Below are 18196 nucleotides of genomic sequence, written 5' to 3' on the forward strand. Positions count from 1 at the left end.
CAAAAAGATAAAGGACTTTTGTGTTTAGAATTCTAGATTTATTTTGCGGTGCTGGTGGTTTTTCGCTTGGTTTTGACAAAAATCCACATTTTAAAACCCTGCTTGCTCTTGATTTTGAAAACTCAGCAATAGAAACTTTTAAATTCAATTTTAAATCAGCACAAACTATTTGTGGCGATATCGCAAACAAAAACACAAAAGAGCAAATTATAAATTTAGCAAAAGAGCTTAAAATCAATATGATAATAGGTGGCCCTCCTTGTCAAGGCTTTAGTTTAAAGGGCAAAAAATTAGGATTAAATGACCCTAGAAATTTTTTATTTTTAGAATACTTGGATCTTGTAAAAGAATTACAACCGGAAGTTTTTGTTATAGAAAATGTAAAAAATCTTTTGGCTTGCTCAAATGGATATTTTAAAAATGAAATTTTATCAAAAATCAAAGAGCTAGGCTACCAAGTAAATTGTGATATACTCAATGCAAAAGACTATGGGGTGCCGCAAAATAGACAAAGAGCATTTTTTTTAGCTGCAAAAAATAAAAAATTAAAATTCCCTAAAAAGCAAGAAATTTCTGTAAATGTAAAAGACGCAATTAGCGATCTTGCTTATTTAGAAAGCGGTGAAGGACAAATAACAAGCCAGTATAAAAACCAACCACAAAGCCAATATCAAAAAATGCTTAGAGGTGAGTTTTTACAGTATCATAAAGCTAGCAATCACTCCAAAATAGCACTTGAAAAACTAAAAATGATACCAAAAGAAAGCGGAAAAGAACATTTGCCAAAAGAGCTTCACGGAAAACAAAAATTTAGCACTACTTGGGGTAGATTAAAATGGGATGAGTTAAGCCCTACTATTGATACTAGATTTGACACACCAAGTAATGGTACAAACTCACATCCTTTTTTAAATAGGGCTATTACGCCAAGGGAGGCAGCTAGAATTCAAAGCTTTGATGATAATTTTATATTTTGTGGCTCAAAAACGCAAGTTTGTAAGCAAATCGGCAACGCAGTCCCACCGCTACTAGCTAAAGCTCTAGCGGATGAAATAGCAAACGAGCTACTATGAAAAAATATGAAATATTTAACGCTGATGCGTTTTTATGGGTGGAAAATGCGTTAAAAAAAGAAATTAAGGTAGATCATATAATTACAGATCCACCTTATAACATTTCAAAGAAAAATAATTTCTCAACTATGAAAAATCCTCGTCAAGGCGTGGATTTTGGATTATGGGATAATAATTTTGCTCTACTTGATTGGATAGAAAAATTTTCTAAAATTTTAGATAAAAACGGCTCTTTTATTGTATTTTGCTCTTATAGATTTATTAGCGATATTTGTAAAGTTTGTGAAAGTTCAAACCTTGAAATAAAAGATATTTTAGTCTGGCAAAAAAATAATCCTATGCCAAGAAACACTAATCGGCGCTATGTTCAAGATATGGAATTTGCCATTTGGGCTGTTAAAAAAGGCGCTAAATGGATTTTTAATAAAACAGATAATCAGCCTTATTTACGCTCATTATATAAATTTCCAGTAGTAGCGGGTAAAGAGCGAACATCTCATCCTACTCAAAAATCACTAGCTTTAATGAGTGAGATTATTAAAATTCATACGAATTCTAATGATATAATTTTAGATCCTTTTATGGGCTCAGGCTCTACTGGTGTAGCTGCTGTGATGGAAAATAGATATTTTATAGGGATTGAAAAAGATGAAAATTATTTTGAAATAGCAAAAAATAGATTAGAAAAAACCTCAACTCAAAATTGCTTAAATTTATATACATAATATATTTTATAAAACCCTGCTTTTATATGTTTTCGTTATTTTATCCCTTTTTATCTCATTTATCTCAAAATATAATTTTATTAATCCGCCTTTATACCAAGTTTTGGTGGCTTTGATAAGGGCTTGGCCTAGTCTGTATGGTGCGCTTTGTTTTTCAGCTAGGGCAGATCTGTAATCTTCGTAATGCTCTATTGGTGGGACTTTTAAATTTGGTTTGGTTTGGATAATTTTGCGATATTCTATCTTTTGGCGTCTGTGCTTTAAAGCGATAGCTAATAAAATAAAAGGCAATTTAATCTTGCCAAATATAGTTGTGTGATTTTCTATCATCGCATAACCAAGTTTGTAAGCTAGGTGATATCTTATTCTCTCTATGGCGTAATTGGCTTTACAAATGAAGCCGCCTTTATACTCGCTGCCACCGCATTTTAGCCATTTTTGGTAATATTTATCCCAAATTTCGCCCCAAAATTGATAAACTAGCTCATTATTCCAAAACCGCCCATCTCGCCCCCAAGCGTGGATTATCGATGCTCCTATGCTTTTACGCCAAAATGTGCTACTAGTGTATTCATAGCCTAGATTTTTGACTTTAAATTTATTATCTAAGATTAATAAGCTAAGCACGCCTTGGTCATTGGCGCCATATTTTGCGCTATAATTGTAAATTTGATTATAGCACTCTTTTGGGTTTGGGATTGTATCATAGTAGGCCACAATCCCACTCCTATAAACTCTACAATCTTTAAATTCGCCATTATAATCCCTAAGTGTTGGATTTAAAAGGCTCTTGCCACGATGCGCTGCGAAATGATACCCCTTCAATCTAAATAGCTCGCCAATTCCTTTAAGCAACAAAATATCAAAATCAAGATAGACTATACACTCACACTCATCAAGCAACAAAAGTGGCTCAAACATCCCATAAGCCATATGTGTCCAGCGAGAGAAAAAGGGCGAATTTAAGATATTTTGGTTATTTGTGTACGGCTTTAATCTCTTAGCAAAATCATCCTTGGTAAAACTAATAAATTTAACCTTCGCCCCACCAGCAACCCTAGCAAACGCTTCTAGCTCACTTTGCGTAAATCCATCATGAACGATATAAAATATATCAACTTCACCGCTCATAACCTCAGCGATATTTGCTACCATTGTCCCTATAGCAAAGGCGGAGTTACTAGTCGCTGCTAATAAAATTCCGTTTTTATATGGTTTTTTCATAGATTAATATCTATGCTCATCGATGATAGCACGAACCAACCTAACAACCCCAAATATCAGCGTCAAAATCACAAAAATTGTGATGATATTATACATTTTATTTGGATATGCAGCGCTATCTGGCACATATGGGCTTTGGATCACTACTACTTGCTTAGCCTTTCTACCGATCTCAATTCTAGTTGTTTCAACGGCTGTGATAGCGGTTTTATAGACATCCTCAGCAAAGCTTAAATTCAAATACAAAGCCTCAAATTGCGCCACAACATCATTTAATTTATCTTGAGAAGCATTGGATGCTACCTTGCGTCTTTCTTTTTCTAACTGCTCTTTATGCGCTCTTAATTCAGCTTTCAAAGCTGCAATTTCAGGCGCATTGTCATTGAGATAACTTCTCATAGTGTTTAATTCGGTCTCTTTTTTGGATATTTGAAGCTCTATTTCGGTGATAAATCCAGCCTTGGTTTTAGCTAGGCTTTGCGGGTCAAATACCCCATACTCATTTTGAAAAGCCAAAAGCTCATTTTTGGCATCTTTATATTTTTGTTTAGCACTCTCTAGCTCACCTTGGGCAAACCTTAGCTGCTCTCTAGCGATATTGTGAGAAATTTCATTTATAAATCTCTCACTCTCTTCTAAAATAGCGGCCGATATCATACGAGCATCTTCAGGGCTAAAGCTCTCTACAGCGACATTTAAAAGCCCTGTTGCATCATCAAATAATATATGAATTCTATCTCTATAATATTTTAGATAGCCCTCTTTGCTAGTTGATGAGTAGATACGGAAAAATAGATCTAATTTTTGCTTTTCATAAAGCGATCTTAAATTTATCTTTTCATCAAGTTTTTGGAGCATATCAAAGGATTTTATATACTCTTGTAAAAGCTTGATATCTTCAGTTGAGCTAGATGCCACTCCCACTAAACTCTCTATTCCGCTTAAAGATACTGGCGAGCCACCATCTGTAGATTTAACACTTAGTGAGACATTACTAACATATCTATCAGCAGCGATAAAGGTATAGTAAAATATCACCACAATCATTATATAAATCACAGTTTTAAAACTATCAAGTCTATTTAGACGCTCTTTGTGTTGTTTTAGATCCTTAATAGATCTTAAAATCATAGCTCTTTTATTCAACTGCATATCCTTTTATACATCTCAATTCCTTCATCTACATCATCATAAACTGTAGTCATTCCGCTATTTACTAAGATTATCTTATCGCACCACTGCTTTATCTCGCTCATATTGTGAGAGACCATTATTACTTTAGAATTGCTTAATTTTTCTTTATAAATAGCGTCGCTTTTTTTCTTAAATTTAGCATCGCCTACAGCCCCAGCCTCATCTATCAAATAATAATCAAAGTCAAAAGCCATGCTAAGCCCAAATCCAATTCTAGATCTCATACCAGAAGAGTAGGTATTCATCGGTTCATCAAAGTATTTGCCAATCTCGGCAAATTCCTCTATATATCTCACCTTCTCTTCTAAGGCCTCGCCCCTATATCCATAAACTCTAGCTATGAATTTCACATTATCCCTAGCTGAAAGTGCGTGTTGGAATCCACCAGCTAAGCCAACAGGCCATGAGATTTTCTTATCAGTGATAACCTTGCCAGCATTTGGGATATCAGCCCCGCTCAAAAGTCGCATAAGAGTGGATTTACCAGCGCCATTTCTACCGATTAAGCCTATACTACAATCATCAGGAAATGTAAAGGTAAATTCACGAAATACAAAGTGCTTATCACCATTGCTTAATGGGTAAAATTTGGTTAAATTATCTAATTTTATCATGATCTGCTCGCTACCAATTCTCTTCTTTTATAATAGTAAAACCAAAATCCTATAAATAGCATTATGATATTAAATACTATTGGGTAAATCAAATCTATCCCATCAACCAGCGGATAGCTATCAAAGTAGTAATATTTTAGACTTTCACATATATGTAGCATTGGATTGTATAAAAAATACTCAAGCAATGCAGTTGGAATAATCCAAATAGGAAATACCACACAAGAGAGCAAATAAAGTGCCGTGATAATATATGTTAAAAATATCTTAAGCGGTTCGACAAAATGTGTAATAATAGCAAAAATCACACCAAGGCTAAACCCAGATAATACCATCAAAATCACGCAACCAAACGCTGCTAAAAAATCTCTTGGAAATACATCGTAACCGACAAACCATCCTACCAAAATCATAACACATAAAAATATTACTGAATATATACAAAACTCAAGCAAAGTTCTAGCTAAAAATACATGAATTGGTCGAACAGGCTTATAAAAAAATAGGGATAAATTTCCAGCTATTCCACCCATAAGCTGAGTAACAATATTTCTAAACATAAAAAAAGGAATAATCCCACAAGCTAAAAACATAAAAACAGGTATATTGCCAGGTACCGAGATTGAGCCTCCAAATTCCCGTATAAGAGTGATAAAAATCGTGATGATAAGTATCTGCATCAGTGGCTCACCAACTACCCAGAAGTATCCTAGATGCCTATTTTTGCCAAATCTAGTTTTTAGCTCTCTAAAAAATAGCGCCCTTATGACATTTAGCACTATATCCTCCGCAAAATTATTTGATAAATTATAACAAAATAAGGTTACAAATCAGCCCAAAAATTATTTAAATTCCACTCCATCTTTTAGATAATAGCTCCCAATTATCTGTGTATTATCTATTAAATATGCCCTAAATTTGGCATAAAGCTCGCTATCAACCTTAGATTGAATAGTCCAAAATTTATCTAAATTTATATCTTTGGTAGTAAGGCCTTTGATATCATACATAGATTTTCCAAGACAAATTACAGGCTTAGAATAGCTTAGGGCATTTAGCCCAACGGTGCTATTGATTAAAATTACGGCTTTTGAGTTTTTGATTATTGTAGGCAAATGAGCATCAAATGCAGCCATCACACGCCCTTCAACCTTATAAATTTGAGCTAAATAGCCAATATATGAGCTATAATTTTTCTTGCCTCTATCCATCGGATGATGCTTAAAGATCAAAATCATATCCTTAGGCGCATTCTTAGAAAATGATGAGACAATATACTCAATAAAGCTCTCCATAGTCTTAAATCTAGAGTGAGTTCTAACCTGAAAATCATCATGAGTTTGAAGTGCTACAAAATAGTATCTCTCACTTAGTTCCCCATTTAAACGCTCATTTAAATCTTTTTCGCTAAATTTATACTTAATCTTTCTAAAAAGATTGCGAATCCCATAAAATCCCTCTCTAATAGGCGAAAAATCACGATGATGGATATAGTTAGGATATAAAAAATAGAATATATTTGCTATTAGATAATACTGCACCGCCCACCACGCCATCAAGGCATAAGTAGAGGTGGATTTAGCTGAAAATGGCTTGGTTAGTGGCTTGTAAGCATCATAAAATTCCCTATCTCTAGGCATTTTAGAGTGGTTATTGACCCCGTAAGACTCCATTGTGATAAATCCAGGACGCAAATACCCCTCTTCAAAGACATAAACGCTAATCCCCAAATTCCTAGCTATCTTAATAGCCATTTTGTGATAAAATCTACAATCCCCAAATAAAAAGACAATATCAATATTATTATCTTGATAAAATTTATTTATAAATTTAGGCCACTGCTTTGGCTTGGCTTTATATGCGATATAATTTTTGCTTTTAGAAAAATAGGCATCACCAGCATTAAAGCCAATTCTAGTTACAAAAGCGCCCTTTTTGGTACAAATATTATCAAGCTTATTAAAAAAATCCCCCATAGGACCTTGCAAAAGCAAGACATTTTTGCCTTTAATACCAGTAATTCTCTCTTCTAATCTCATCTTTTTACCACAAATAAAACCACATATAAAAGCTTTTGCCCAACTCTTGCATATAAAGATTTTATCTTATGCAATAGCGCATTTATAGGCTGTTGCAACCTTATCTTTTGCTCTTGAAGTGCTACTACTAAATCACACGCTTCACACGCCTCTAAATTTAGTGGATGAATATATCTAGGATAGAGCAGATATGCCCCAGCTATTAACTCATCACTACTTAGACTTCTATACCTTCGTGGCTGAGACTTTTTATCATCGCTTAGTCCCCAGCCCGCCCAAAACGGCCTACCATAGCAAATAACTCTTTTACCACGCAATATAGCCTCTAAGCCACTTGTAGAGGTCATTGTGTGAATTTCATCAGCTATATCAAGTAGCACAGGCATACTCACCCCAGCTACGATCTCATCGCAATATTTTAGTACCTCGCTCTCATCTACTTGGCCTATTCTATTGCCACTTAGCACATCAGGATGAGGCTTGTAGATGATATGAGCTTTAGGAGAGCTTAATCTAGCTTGTTTGATTAGCTCGATATTTTTCATCCCATCAGCGCCGATTTTTACACTAGCGTCATCTTCGACTTGACCGATAACTAAGGCTATTTTTTTGCTATTTTTAGGCGTAATTATACCATCTTTATCATCATTATATTTTGAAATTTTACTATTTATTAAATTTTGTTTTAATTTTCTTGCCTCTTCTAACTCATAAGCACTGAATTTATGATAATTCAATATATTTTCTAATCTACTTGGCTTTGTGGTATCAAAATATATCCCAACATCATCAAAAACCAAAGAATACGGCCTAGTAAGATCGCTTCCTAGCCCAATGGAGCGGATAAATCCATCTTCTACCCTTATTATACTCACGCCATTTTCATCGCACCATTTTTGTAGTTTTGGATACTCTTTTTTGCCCCAGATATAGATTGCAGAGTCTTTATTTAAGCCCAAATTTAGCGCTTGCTGTAGTGGATTTTTACTAAAAGTACTAATAAAATTTAGATTTTTACCCAAAAATGGCACCATAAATTTCCGCTTCCAAATAGAAAATCCAAATAAAAATTTCTTATTATTATCCATATTTAATTTAGAATTTTTTATGATATTTATCTGTGGCAAAAGGCTTTTTAAGCTAGTTTTTTCATTTTTATATGGATCAATATATTTAGCATAAATCATATATGCCCCAGCAAAGAGCTGCTCTATACTTAGCTTTCTATTTCGCCTACTTGGAGCTTTTACCCTATCATCACTTAGCCCCCAACCAGCGTAAAATGGCACACCAAAACAGACGCACTTACACCCACACATCAAAGCCTCAAAGCCCATTGCAGAGGTTTTAGTATAAACTTTTGTAATATGCTTTAGCAACGAAATCGGATTTATATTTTCACTAATTATTTTAATTTGTGAAGGTAAATTTGCAATATCAATATCAGATTTTTTTTTACCGCTTAATACATCTGGATGAATTTTTAGCAAAATATTTGAATTTGGATTTTCATTTATTGCTGCATTTATCATATCAAGAGTGCTAAATTGATTAGCTAGGCCGTACTCTAGAGATGCATCGCCATGAGTTTGGGCAATTATAAGGATATTTTTGCCTTTATTTAGCTCATATTTTTCTATTAATTCTTGGGTGATATCTGGAGCGTTATTATATTTGCATATACGATTAGAAATAATAAAATCTATACACCATCTAGCTTCGCAAATAATTTTGGTACTAAATTCGCTCGTAGCAAGTATATGCTCAAGTTGGCTTGGCTGCGTAGCATCATAATAAATTCCAAAATCATCTTCAACGACACTAAGGAGCTTAGCACCTTCAACGCCTAATCCAACTGAACGAATAAAACCATCTTCTAAAAGTTTAAATTTGCCTTTAAATTTGCTAGCTAATTCTACGGCTTGTTGTCCTGATGGTTTGCGCCCCCAACCATAAAATATGGCATTTTTACTAGGCAAGGTAAATTTAAAAAATCTCTTAATCTTGTAAAATTTTTTAGTATTTTCTATTAATTTTCCAGAGCTACTATAACCATCAAACTCCATCTATAGCCTACATTTATAAAAATTTAATGAATTATATCCAATAAATAATAAAAATATCTATAAATACTAAGGAATCAGTTTTTGGGCATTTACATTTGTACCCCATATAATCTATTTAAGCACAATAACCTTTACCTGCTCAATCCACCAGTTGGATTATAGCTGCTTGTTTGATTTCAGGCATTATCGCCCAAAGTTTAGATGTATCTACGCTAAAGCCCTCTCTTAATTCACATCTATTTATTCCTACTCTTTGCCATGGCTCTAAATTTGGGTTAAAAAATGTGCTTATACACTCCTTACCACCTAAGACTAGTGATCTTATCTCTACAGCATCACTTAGTAATGGGATAAGTTGAAATACAGTTTCAAATTTCTTTCTATCTAAATCCCCAATACAATTTTTTAAAGCAAAAAATCCACTCTCATCAATCCCAAGACAACTATTTATATCATTAGCTGATACAAACTGAACATACTCAAGGCTTAAATGTGCAAAGCTATCAACCCTTTTAATCTCGCTAATTATAGTTGGCTCAAATGCCTTAATCTCTCTTAGGTTATAATTAAAGGTCTCATCTGATTTACCTAAATTTACCACCAAAGGCATACCTGTATCAAGGGATCTTAGACTTAGAGGCAAGGTAAATGGATCAAACCCATCTTGATTGTTTGAGCTAGTTAAGATTGGTGTTTGTGTTTTTTCATCTTTTAATAATGGAGCTCTATCTGGGGCTTTTGTCTCATCTGGGGCTTTGCTTATATCTCCTGCAAATCCTTTAGAGCTATCAAGCTTTAAAAAGCTCATATCAGGTTTAGCTCCGCTACAACCGATGATAAATATAGATATTAAAGATATTAAAGATATTTTTATAGCTATTTTCATGGAAATCTCCTAAATGTTACAGGGAAGTGATCACTTGCTATGTGAGTTCTAAATCCGCTAAAGAATGTGCTAGCTGATATTGGTGGTAGTGGCGCTGGTGCGATAGCTCTATTAGAGTTACCAACTACAGCGTAATCTAGAGTTCTTCTAGCACTTATTTGAGTAATGGCGTTATTAGTAATTATTCTAGTTCTAAGTCTTAACTCTAACTCAAATGAGCTAAGTAGATCTACTGGCTCTCTATTAAAATCCCCCATTATAATCCAATTAGTGCTAGCTAGAGTTGGGGTGCTTTGAAAGAATAGATCTATATTATGCACAATAGCTGAAGCATCAGCTCCACCATTAGCTAATGCGTGAATACTAAAGAATGCATCATTATTAATTCTAATTCCAATCATAGGTCTAGATAGAGTAGTTGGCGGTGGTAGTAAGAATACTTCATCAGCTTGTCTTCTACTAGCTATAGCTAAATTTACTCTATTACCACCTAAATCTGTCCTAGCATAATATATAAAGATTAGATCAGGTCTTAGTCTTGTGCCTATATTCCACACATGTTCAGTTACAACTACTTGTGTGCCAAATGCTCTAAACTCCCTTCCAGTTGGTTGAGCTGTAGCAGGTAAGGTGCCAGCTTCTTGAATGGCTAAGACATCAAGCCCATTTGCTCCAGAGAACATTTGAGCTATACTAATGCTCCATTTAGCCTCGCTACTAGCACTTGAGCCTTGCATATTCCAAGTGGCTGTTTTAAAATCATCTATATTAGCAAATAAGCTTATAAAGCTAAATAATAATAAGATTAATATATTTTTCATTGTTGGTATCCTAAGAGTGGAGAAGTTGGTGCTGCTTCAGGGATAAATACCCATTGTTGATTAAAATTTGGCTTAAAATTACACTCTCTCATAGCAAGACTATAGTAGCTGCCAGTTTGAGTTAGTGAGCCAAGATCTGTTGTGATACACTTGTTTGAAGCGCTAGATTTTATCTGAATGGCACCATTATCCATAGCTGATAGTTGCCATTGTTGGGATTTGTTATTGATATCGCAATCTCTGTGAGTGATACCACCACCTTCATCATGGATACAAGTATTAGTAAGGAAATTTATAATCAAAGCTATATCATTACCTAGATTTAGAACTTGCCACGACCTAGCTCTACCAAACTCTTTAGAGTTATCTAAGGTATATCCCCATAGCCAATTACCAGAAGCTAATGCCCAAACTGTTATTGCTGAGCCACCCTTTGGGTTTATTATAGTTAGTGGTGCTGATTTAGATCCAAGAGATGGGGATGAGCCTAGAGCAGCTGGGGTGGTTAATAGCGGTGGTTGGGTTATTTGGAGTGGTTGATTAGCTGAATTTGGCTGGTTATTTGATGGGGTGGTATTTGTTTGGTTGGTGGGGTTATTTGAATTTGCTAAATCAAATTTATTTAATATAGGAGTTTTTAGAGAATTACGAGTGAAATTATCATCCATTATAGGCGGAGAATATGGCGTTTTACTTGAAGAGCAAGATATGAAAATTAAAGATATAAATAGCAAAGATAGCAAATTTCGCATTTGTGGCCTTTGAGTTGGTGTGTTTTATCAATTTATCTTTTGAATTTGAATTTTTATTTTTAAATTTAAAAATTGATATTTTAAATTTTATTTTTCAAATTTATATTACTTGAATAATTATATTATTCTTGATTAATTTTGATAATTGATTTCAAAACTGATTGTAGCTAAATTTGGTTTAAAGGAGTATAAAGAGGTTTAAAAAGAGATTTATAATAGTTGATTATATATTAAATTTAATTATATTTATTTGAGTTTTAGGTTTGTTTAGACTATTTCATTTAGATTTTACTAAATGAAATAGTTGGTATTTATGAATTTTATTTAAGGTTTGGTTTTAATGATTTGGGCTATTTTTGTGATTATCTTTGTGCTCTTTGGTGATTTTTATAAATTTAAACCATAGAGTTAGGTAGCCTAGTTTTAGTGGGCTTTTATCGGCTTCTATCATAGCCTCTCCGAGTTTGTAGCTTAGATGCTCTTTTATCTTTATAGCCTCATTGTAATCTGGATAGGTCTCAAGTGGTGGAAGCTTTAAGCTTGGGTTAGCTTTAATCTTTTCATTATAGGCTATTTGTTCTTTTTTATGCATATCTTTGATATAACTTAGGATATAAGGCATTCTTATATATCCCCATATGCTTTTTGAATTTGCTATCATAGCTTCGCCTAGCTTGTATGTTAGTTGGTTTTTAATATGGGATTTGGCGGTGCCGATAACTTGTTGATTTATATTATTTTGTTCTCTCATAGTTTCATTATTTTGATTAATTAAATGTTTAATTTTATCAAAAAATATAATACAAGCCTTAAGTTGCTCATCGTTTAATTGAGAATTTTTAATGTCTATTTGTAATTCTTTATCAAAATTTGGCAGATAAGATATATGATATTTATTTTCCGCCTTAGCACCTAATAATTTCATTGCAATAGGTTCTAAATTATTTAAGATAACCCAATTTACGAGCATTCCGTGAACACCGCCCATATTAAACATATTTAAAAAATAATTAAATTCTTGTTTTTTGTTAAAATCATATATACTACAAAATTGTAACATTTCATTTCTTCTACCATATATATACGCATCATCGACTACTCCATCCGGCAAATTAAGTGCTATTTCGCTTGGCTGAATTTTTAATAGCTCACTTGTGCTTAATGACTGCGGGGTAGAATCTGGTCTAATTCTAATAATATAATCATATTTAAAATGATGTTTTTTCTCATAATTTATCATTATTTGACAACACTTATCTAGCAAATAAAATTGTTTGCACACATTTGTAAAATAAATGCCCAAATGGTTATCGAATTGGTCTTGTGAGATATTTTTAATTTTATATACATAGTTATCTATAATATTTTTTTGAAAATTTTCATCATTTTCTAATACAACATCTTTAATAGTATTGCTATATTTTAAAAATTCATTTTTATCCAAAGGTTCGCAATATTCTTGATTTAATATTTCAAAAACATTTGGAAAATATTTTCTAAGTCCAGCTTTATTTTTTATCAAATCAGGACAATCGTTTTTTATGCTACTAAAATTTCTGTTAACATAATTTCCAGCAGCACCACCTAACCCAGGATAGCAAAACAATTTATCCCATGAACAAATAAATATATCTCCATTAATACTTTCAGCCAAATTTACAGCCGCTTTTAAGCAATGTTTATAATGTCCTCTAAATGCTCCGGATATCATGATAGCAACTTTAATATCTTTTAAATAATACTTATTAAAGATTTGAGTAAATTTTTTATAATAAATTTTTGAACCGATATAATTAATAAATCTCACTTTTAAAATATGATTTATATTGGCACGAGCTTTTACAAAGAAGCTCCATTCATTAATATTTTCAAAGTAATTAAATATTTCAGTAAAAATAAATATAACAGAATTTCTGTTATATTTATCAAAATTAATACGAACACCATCTAAAAATTTTACAGCCTCATCAATTGATAGTATTTTATTTCTGATTTTATAATTAATAATATATAAATTTATAATTTCTTTGGAAATTTTAGAAAATGTGTTATCGTTGATTACTGAGTTTATATTACTTTTTATTAAAACTTCAATTAAATTATGGTCTATCCCCCCCCATTTTTATTTCCCATTTAGATTTTAAATTTGCATTATATAAGTATAAAACTAACTCATTTAATAATCCGCATTCAAACAGCATATCTGCGTAATAAATTGGATATTTTTCTTGACATAATTTTAAAGCCGACCATATATCAAAATTATCAATTAAACTATAAATATCTTTCATTGTCATCCTTTATTAACAAAATTTTGTTCTTATAATATTTTAAAAAATATATTTATTTGCTAAATAAATATATTATTGTTTTTCATTTTTTGCCTTTTTATGCTCTTTTATTATGCGCCTAATCTCAAATAGCAGCCAATACCCCCGTATTGTTTTATCCATAATATTATCCTTTAAATTTAGCTATAAATTAAAAATATTTTATCGTTTAATTAATTTCTCATACTCTTGAGGGGTTCCACAAAATATAATCTCATCAATTTTTATCTTAAAATATTTAATTATTTTGCCTTGAGATATAAGCTCATTATATAAAGGTGCAATATAAAATTCGCCCTTATCCTTTTTATTGCTTTTAAATGATTTTTTAAATATATTCATAAAATCACTAGCATGATTAAAATAGTATAAGCCACTACTACAAAGAGATGAAATTCTATCTTTTTCAGTTGTTTTAGCCACATCATCTATGCCTTTTGGCATCACAAAGCTCCAATTATCGCCTTCCCCTTCAAAAACCTCTAAGTATCCATCAATTTTTGAGATATCAAAACTATTTGGCAAGGCAAAATCAGGGCGAAATGTATCTATATTAAATATCAAAATGCTATCGTTTAAATTTAAATTTGATTTTTCAAGACCTAACTCCACAGTGTGTGCTTGGCCTTGTGTTTCAAACCCTAATTCAACCATGTCATAAGATTTTAAACCCATATTTTCACACTCAGTTTTGATAAAATTCTTCGTATTTTTAATATCTCTATATATAAATAGAAATTTGCAACTATCAAAATATCTCTTAAAACTGCTAACAGCATGGTAAAATACAGAATTGCCATCAATATCGAGCATATATTTTGGTACTTTATAACCCACTTTAGCAAAGCGACTACTAAGTCCAGCCATAGGAAATATAATAGTCAAATCTAACTCCTTAAATTTAAAAAATCTCTATACAATCTAAACGCATTAGCAAATAGTGCCATCTGTCTAGCTTTATTATCACCATGCAGTGGAAGCATAGATAAAAATAGATGAATTGTAATGGCGTAAAATTCTTTTTTATTGCTAATACAAAATGTATTAAAAAATTCATTTTGTATTAAATCAATTGAATTTGGAGTTTTGATATGGAAATTAATGCTATTATCCATGATCTTGCACTCACAAAATCCGGCAATAATAAAATCATATAAACCTATACAAGAGTGAAAAAGCTTAGCATAATCATATCTAGCATCGCCAAAAGGTGTTATATTGCCACCAAAATCTATGCCTCTAGGATCAAATGTTTTGATATCCTCGGTTTTAAAGTCATACATAATATTGCTAAAACAAAAATCACCATGGATAAACGAATTAGCCGTATTTGGCTTAATTGCTAAGTTTATATCTTCTAGCATTTTTTCTAGTGATATCTCAATATCTTCAAATTTCCATAAAGATTTCATATCGAAATCTTTATCAATGATAAAATCTTGAAGTCTATATAAAGTTTTCTCTAAAAAATTAAATTTGCTTGGATTGTCGGATTTGTAAGCGTGTAATTGAGTTAGAAAATTACTAAGATTATTAAATATTTTTTTCCATATAAAATTTGGCAATTTACCAAACACAAAAAGCTCAGATAAAGTATTTAAATATAGATATTCTGTTTTATATGAATTTAAATTCAACCCAACAAATCTAGGTAAATTCAGATCAAGTTTAGATGGAAAATTTTTAAACCAATTAATCTCACCTTCAATTTTTAAGGGCATATTTGAACTTTTAATAAAATACCCATTTTCTATTTTTAATTCATTAAACGCTCTTTGTGTTGTAATATTTTTTTTGAATTTAAAGTAGCTTGCCACAAATCCTAAATCTATCCAACTATTATTTTCAATTATTGTAAAAGGATTATCTTCGGAGTAAAGTTTTAACCCATTTGTATAAGAAAAATCTGATTTTATGATCGATTTTATAAGATGGTATGGCTTATCTAATTCAAAATATCCACACAATATTGTGCTATCGCGATATGTAAAATTATTATTAGATTTATAATCTTTGTCCAAAAAGCCCCAATCATAATTGCTCTGAACTTGACTGACAGTAAGCGAATTGCCTATAAAATTCAATTTATTAAAATATGTATCCCCATGTAAAATACGAATACTTTCATTGAGTGGCATTAGCATATTTAAACAATATACTATTGACTCACCAAGACCAATATCATCTGGAACAAAAATCACATTTACTTTTAACTCTTTTAATCTATCTTTATCAGCTTGATCTAAATCAAAACTTCTAGGCAAGGATAAAATAATTTTTTCATTTAGAGAATCAAACAATTCAATTTGATATTCATATAATCTTTTATTACCAATTGGCAAAAATGCTGGCGGAAGCTTTCCTAACTCTATTTGAAACTCTACTGGAAGGTATTTGGCAGATGTGATCAAAATCATCGCTATACCCCCCCCCTATTTGCTTTAGATAGAGCGTCATTTGTCTTAATACCTAATAAATCTTTTATTTCATTATAATTTAAAGAGATAAACTCATTAGGTCTTATCGCTCTATCATCTACATAAAATCCATCATTTCCACACCAAGGTTTGCCTACTATGATCTCATCATATGGCACATTATGCTTATCAAGCCACTCTAAAATAGTTGGTAAAGTTTTAGCATTGATTTGGCCTATATTTCCACTAAATGTCTGCATATTTCGACTTGTGTATATAGTGATTTTAAAGCCCATTTCTTTGTATTTTTTTAATTGATTGATAACTTCTATATTTGCTGGTTTATTCTTATAATCAGACTTATCATCGATAGTAAGAGTCCCATCTAAATCCATTATTATATTTTTCATTAGAATCCTATTTTAAAATAAAATTTTATAACTACTTTTGTCTAATTGGCCTATTTTAGCCATCATATCGCAAGCACCACACAACTACCGACCATCTCTCTTAAATAGTAATTCATTAGATGAAGAACCTTATCGCTCCCCCCCCCAGAGGCTGCTAGGATGTTGTTTCTTAAAAGATATAATTCTAAATCTATCTCATCTTTTGATACATTAAATTCATTTTTAAGAATATTAATAGCTTCTTTTATTTTTTCTCGTTTTTCAAGATAGATATATATTCTAAGCTTAGCCCAAGTTAGCATTAATTTATCATTGCTATCTATTTGCATATTTTCTAAAGTATCTAGTACCCACTCTATCTCCTCTTTAGAATTACTATTTTTAGACAATATTCCTTTTATTAGTTCTATTTTGATATGAGTATTAAACTGAGCTTTATCTTGGATACTTAAAATAAACTTACTAGCTTCATATCCATTGTTTGACTTTAATGCACAATATAGATATTGTTCTACATCAGATATATCTATATTTTCAGAATTTTCTAAAATATATCTATATCTACAAGATGCTTCATAAAAGCACTCGTGCTCTAAGGCATCTTTGGCTTTTTGCCTTATTTGTTCTGTTGTAATTTTTGATTCATATGGTTTATCAAGCTCTAAAATTGCTTGATAAATTCTCTCACAACATTTACCATCTCTAAAAGCAAATGTATTTTCTATATTTGATTTATATGGCTCACCTACTTGACAATTATTTTTTACTAAATTTTTTAACTCTATTAAAAGCTCTTCTTGGGTAGTAACAACAGGGCCAAAACCATCTCTTTTATAATCAAAATATCCTTTAGTATATGTATGACTATTAAAGAACTCTTCTTCATCAAATTGATAGTAGATTACTGGTTTTCCAAGGTATCCCATTTCAAAGGCTACTGATGAATAATCTGTTATCATCATACTAGAGTTAGCAAATAGATCTTGCAAGCTTGCATCAGTATCTGCTATATCTACAAAATCAGGAATAGTAAAATCATTAAGATATGGTATCATATTTGGATGTGGATTAAAGATTATTTTATAATTATATTTTTCATATATATTTTTTAGCATGTTGCTATTTAATACATCATTCCATTTTATATAATACTCGCTATCTTTAAATCCATCTTTAAACTCTCTTTTAGATGAATTATGAGTAGCTCCTACCAAAGTCTTTCTCCATGTTGGCATAATAAGAATTTGCTTAGTGTTTGTTTTATTTTTCTCAAGTAGAGAGTCATGTCTAGCAAAGCCTGTTAAGACTACTTCTTTATTGCTAAATTTATAATGATTAAAATTATCTGCAATGGAGTCGTATTCATTTTGAGTAGATGTTATAAAACAATCAATCTGTTTATTATTTAGCCAATTTGAGATATCGTCTTTAGTTATTCCATGCTGAAGAAATACAAATTGTTTATTATCAAGAGTATTCTTGCCAAAATATTCTGTCAAATAACCATCAATATGGCTAGATATTATCTTGCTGCAAGATTTAAGAGCAGTCTCAAACTCTTTAGTCCCAAAATCCACTAGATTAAAACCTTCTTTTTCTAACCTATCCCAATCTTTAGAATCTTTTCTTAATGCAAAAACTATAT

Annotated in this window: 17 protein-coding genes; 2 read left to right on the top strand and 15 right to left on the bottom strand. The window is 31.6% G+C overall.

All coding sequences use genetic code 11. The features are described from left to right. The first annotated feature begins 20 nt into the window (after positions 1 to 20). Positions 21 to 1073: a DNA cytosine methyltransferase gene (locus CIGNP85_RS06145; RefSeq protein WP_086287471.1), complete on the top strand. Its 1053-nt coding sequence runs from the start codon at positions 21 to 23 to the stop codon at positions 1071 to 1073. After that, complete coding sequence (locus CIGNP85_RS06150) at positions 1070 to 1798, top strand: DNA-methyltransferase (protein ID WP_086287473.1); 729 nt, start codon at positions 1070 to 1072, stop codon at positions 1796 to 1798. The genes CIGNP85_RS06145 and CIGNP85_RS06150 overlap by 4 nt, the downstream gene beginning before the upstream one ends. Before the next feature lie 6 nt (positions 1799 to 1804). Here the strand turns inward: CIGNP85_RS06150 and CIGNP85_RS06155 are convergent, their stop codons facing one another. The 15 genes from CIGNP85_RS06155 to CIGNP85_RS06225 all read right to left on the bottom strand — a co-directional run. Beyond that, entirely contained in the window at positions 1805 to 3022 is a 1218-nt protein-coding gene (locus tag CIGNP85_RS06155; RefSeq protein WP_086287475.1) for a glycosyltransferase, read from the bottom strand. A 3-nt stretch (positions 3023 to 3025) separates the two neighbouring features. Next, positions 3026 to 4168 (bottom strand): capsule biosynthesis protein, encoded by a 1143-nt coding sequence (locus CIGNP85_RS06160; protein ID WP_442861932.1) that lies wholly within the window; start codon positions 4166 to 4168, stop codon positions 3026 to 3028. After that, positions 4165 to 4830, bottom strand: coding sequence for an ABC transporter ATP-binding protein (locus tag CIGNP85_RS06165; protein ID WP_086287477.1), 666 nt, complete (start codon positions 4828 to 4830; stop codon positions 4165 to 4167). The genes CIGNP85_RS06160 and CIGNP85_RS06165 overlap by 4 nt, the downstream gene beginning before the upstream one ends. Continuing rightward, positions 4827 to 5609, bottom strand: coding sequence for a capsule polysaccharide transporter KpsM (gene kpsM, locus CIGNP85_RS06170; protein WP_086287479.1), 783 nt, complete (start codon positions 5607 to 5609; stop codon positions 4827 to 4829). The genes CIGNP85_RS06165 and kpsM overlap by 4 nt, the downstream gene beginning before the upstream one ends. 63 nt (positions 5610 to 5672) lie before the next feature. Beyond that, a complete protein-coding gene (locus tag CIGNP85_RS06175) occupies positions 5673 to 6869 on the bottom strand; it encodes a capsule biosynthesis protein (protein WP_086287481.1) in 1197 nt (398 codons plus the stop codon). After that, a complete protein-coding gene (locus CIGNP85_RS06180) occupies positions 6866 to 8935 on the bottom strand; it encodes a capsular polysaccharide biosynthesis protein (RefSeq protein ID WP_086287483.1) in 2070 nt (689 codons plus the stop codon). The genes CIGNP85_RS06175 and CIGNP85_RS06180 overlap by 4 nt, the downstream gene beginning before the upstream one ends. A 139-nt stretch (positions 8936 to 9074) precedes the next feature. Further along, the gene (locus CIGNP85_RS06185; RefSeq protein WP_086287484.1) at positions 9075 to 9821 is read right to left on the bottom strand and encodes a hypothetical protein; all 747 of its coding nucleotides are present in this window, start codon (positions 9819 to 9821) and stop codon (positions 9075 to 9077) included. Beyond that, positions 9818 to 10642 carry a cytolethal distending toxin subunit B family protein gene (locus CIGNP85_RS06190; RefSeq protein ID WP_086287486.1) on the bottom strand — a complete coding sequence of 275 codons (825 nt, stop codon included), beginning with the start codon at positions 10640 to 10642 and terminating at the stop codon, positions 9818 to 9820. Before CIGNP85_RS06190 ends, CIGNP85_RS06185 begins: the two co-directional genes overlap by 4 nt. Beyond that, positions 10639 to 11394: a ricin-type beta-trefoil lectin domain protein gene (locus tag CIGNP85_RS06195; protein WP_086287488.1), complete on the bottom strand. Its 756-nt coding sequence runs from the start codon at positions 11392 to 11394 to the stop codon at positions 10639 to 10641. Before CIGNP85_RS06195 ends, CIGNP85_RS06190 begins: the two co-directional genes overlap by 4 nt. A gap of 337 nt (positions 11395 to 11731) precedes the next feature. Beyond that, positions 11732 to 13105, bottom strand: coding sequence for a hypothetical protein (locus tag CIGNP85_RS06200; protein WP_141031748.1), 1374 nt, complete (start codon positions 13103 to 13105; stop codon positions 11732 to 11734). Between the two features lie 388 nt (positions 13106 to 13493). Further along, on the bottom strand, positions 13494 to 13685 hold the full coding sequence (locus CIGNP85_RS06205; RefSeq protein WP_086287493.1) for a hypothetical protein: 192 nt from the start codon (positions 13683 to 13685) through the stop codon (positions 13494 to 13496). 201 nt (positions 13686 to 13886) lie between these two features. Next, positions 13887 to 14609 carry a capsular biosynthesis protein gene (locus CIGNP85_RS06210; RefSeq protein ID WP_086287495.1) on the bottom strand — a complete coding sequence of 241 codons (723 nt, stop codon included), beginning with the start codon at positions 14607 to 14609 and terminating at the stop codon, positions 13887 to 13889. Positions 14610 to 14611: 2 nt separating this feature from the next. Next, positions 14612 to 16141 carry a hypothetical protein gene (locus tag CIGNP85_RS06215; protein WP_086287498.1) on the bottom strand — a complete coding sequence of 510 codons (1530 nt, stop codon included), beginning with the start codon at positions 16139 to 16141 and terminating at the stop codon, positions 14612 to 14614. A 2-nt stretch (positions 16142 to 16143) separates the two neighbouring features. Then, entirely contained in the window at positions 16144 to 16551 is a 408-nt protein-coding gene (locus CIGNP85_RS06220) for an HAD hydrolase family protein (protein ID WP_086229965.1), read from the bottom strand. 62 nt (positions 16552 to 16613) lie between these two features. Then, positions 16614 to 18196: CDP-glycerol glycerophosphotransferase family protein (locus CIGNP85_RS06225; RefSeq protein ID WP_179187392.1), on the bottom strand; the 1583-nt coding region annotated here is incomplete at its 5' end.

Source organism: Campylobacter sp. P0085 (genome assembly GCF_002139495.1).
Lineage (GTDB): Bacteria > Campylobacterota > Campylobacteria > Campylobacterales > Campylobacteraceae > Campylobacter > Campylobacter devanensis.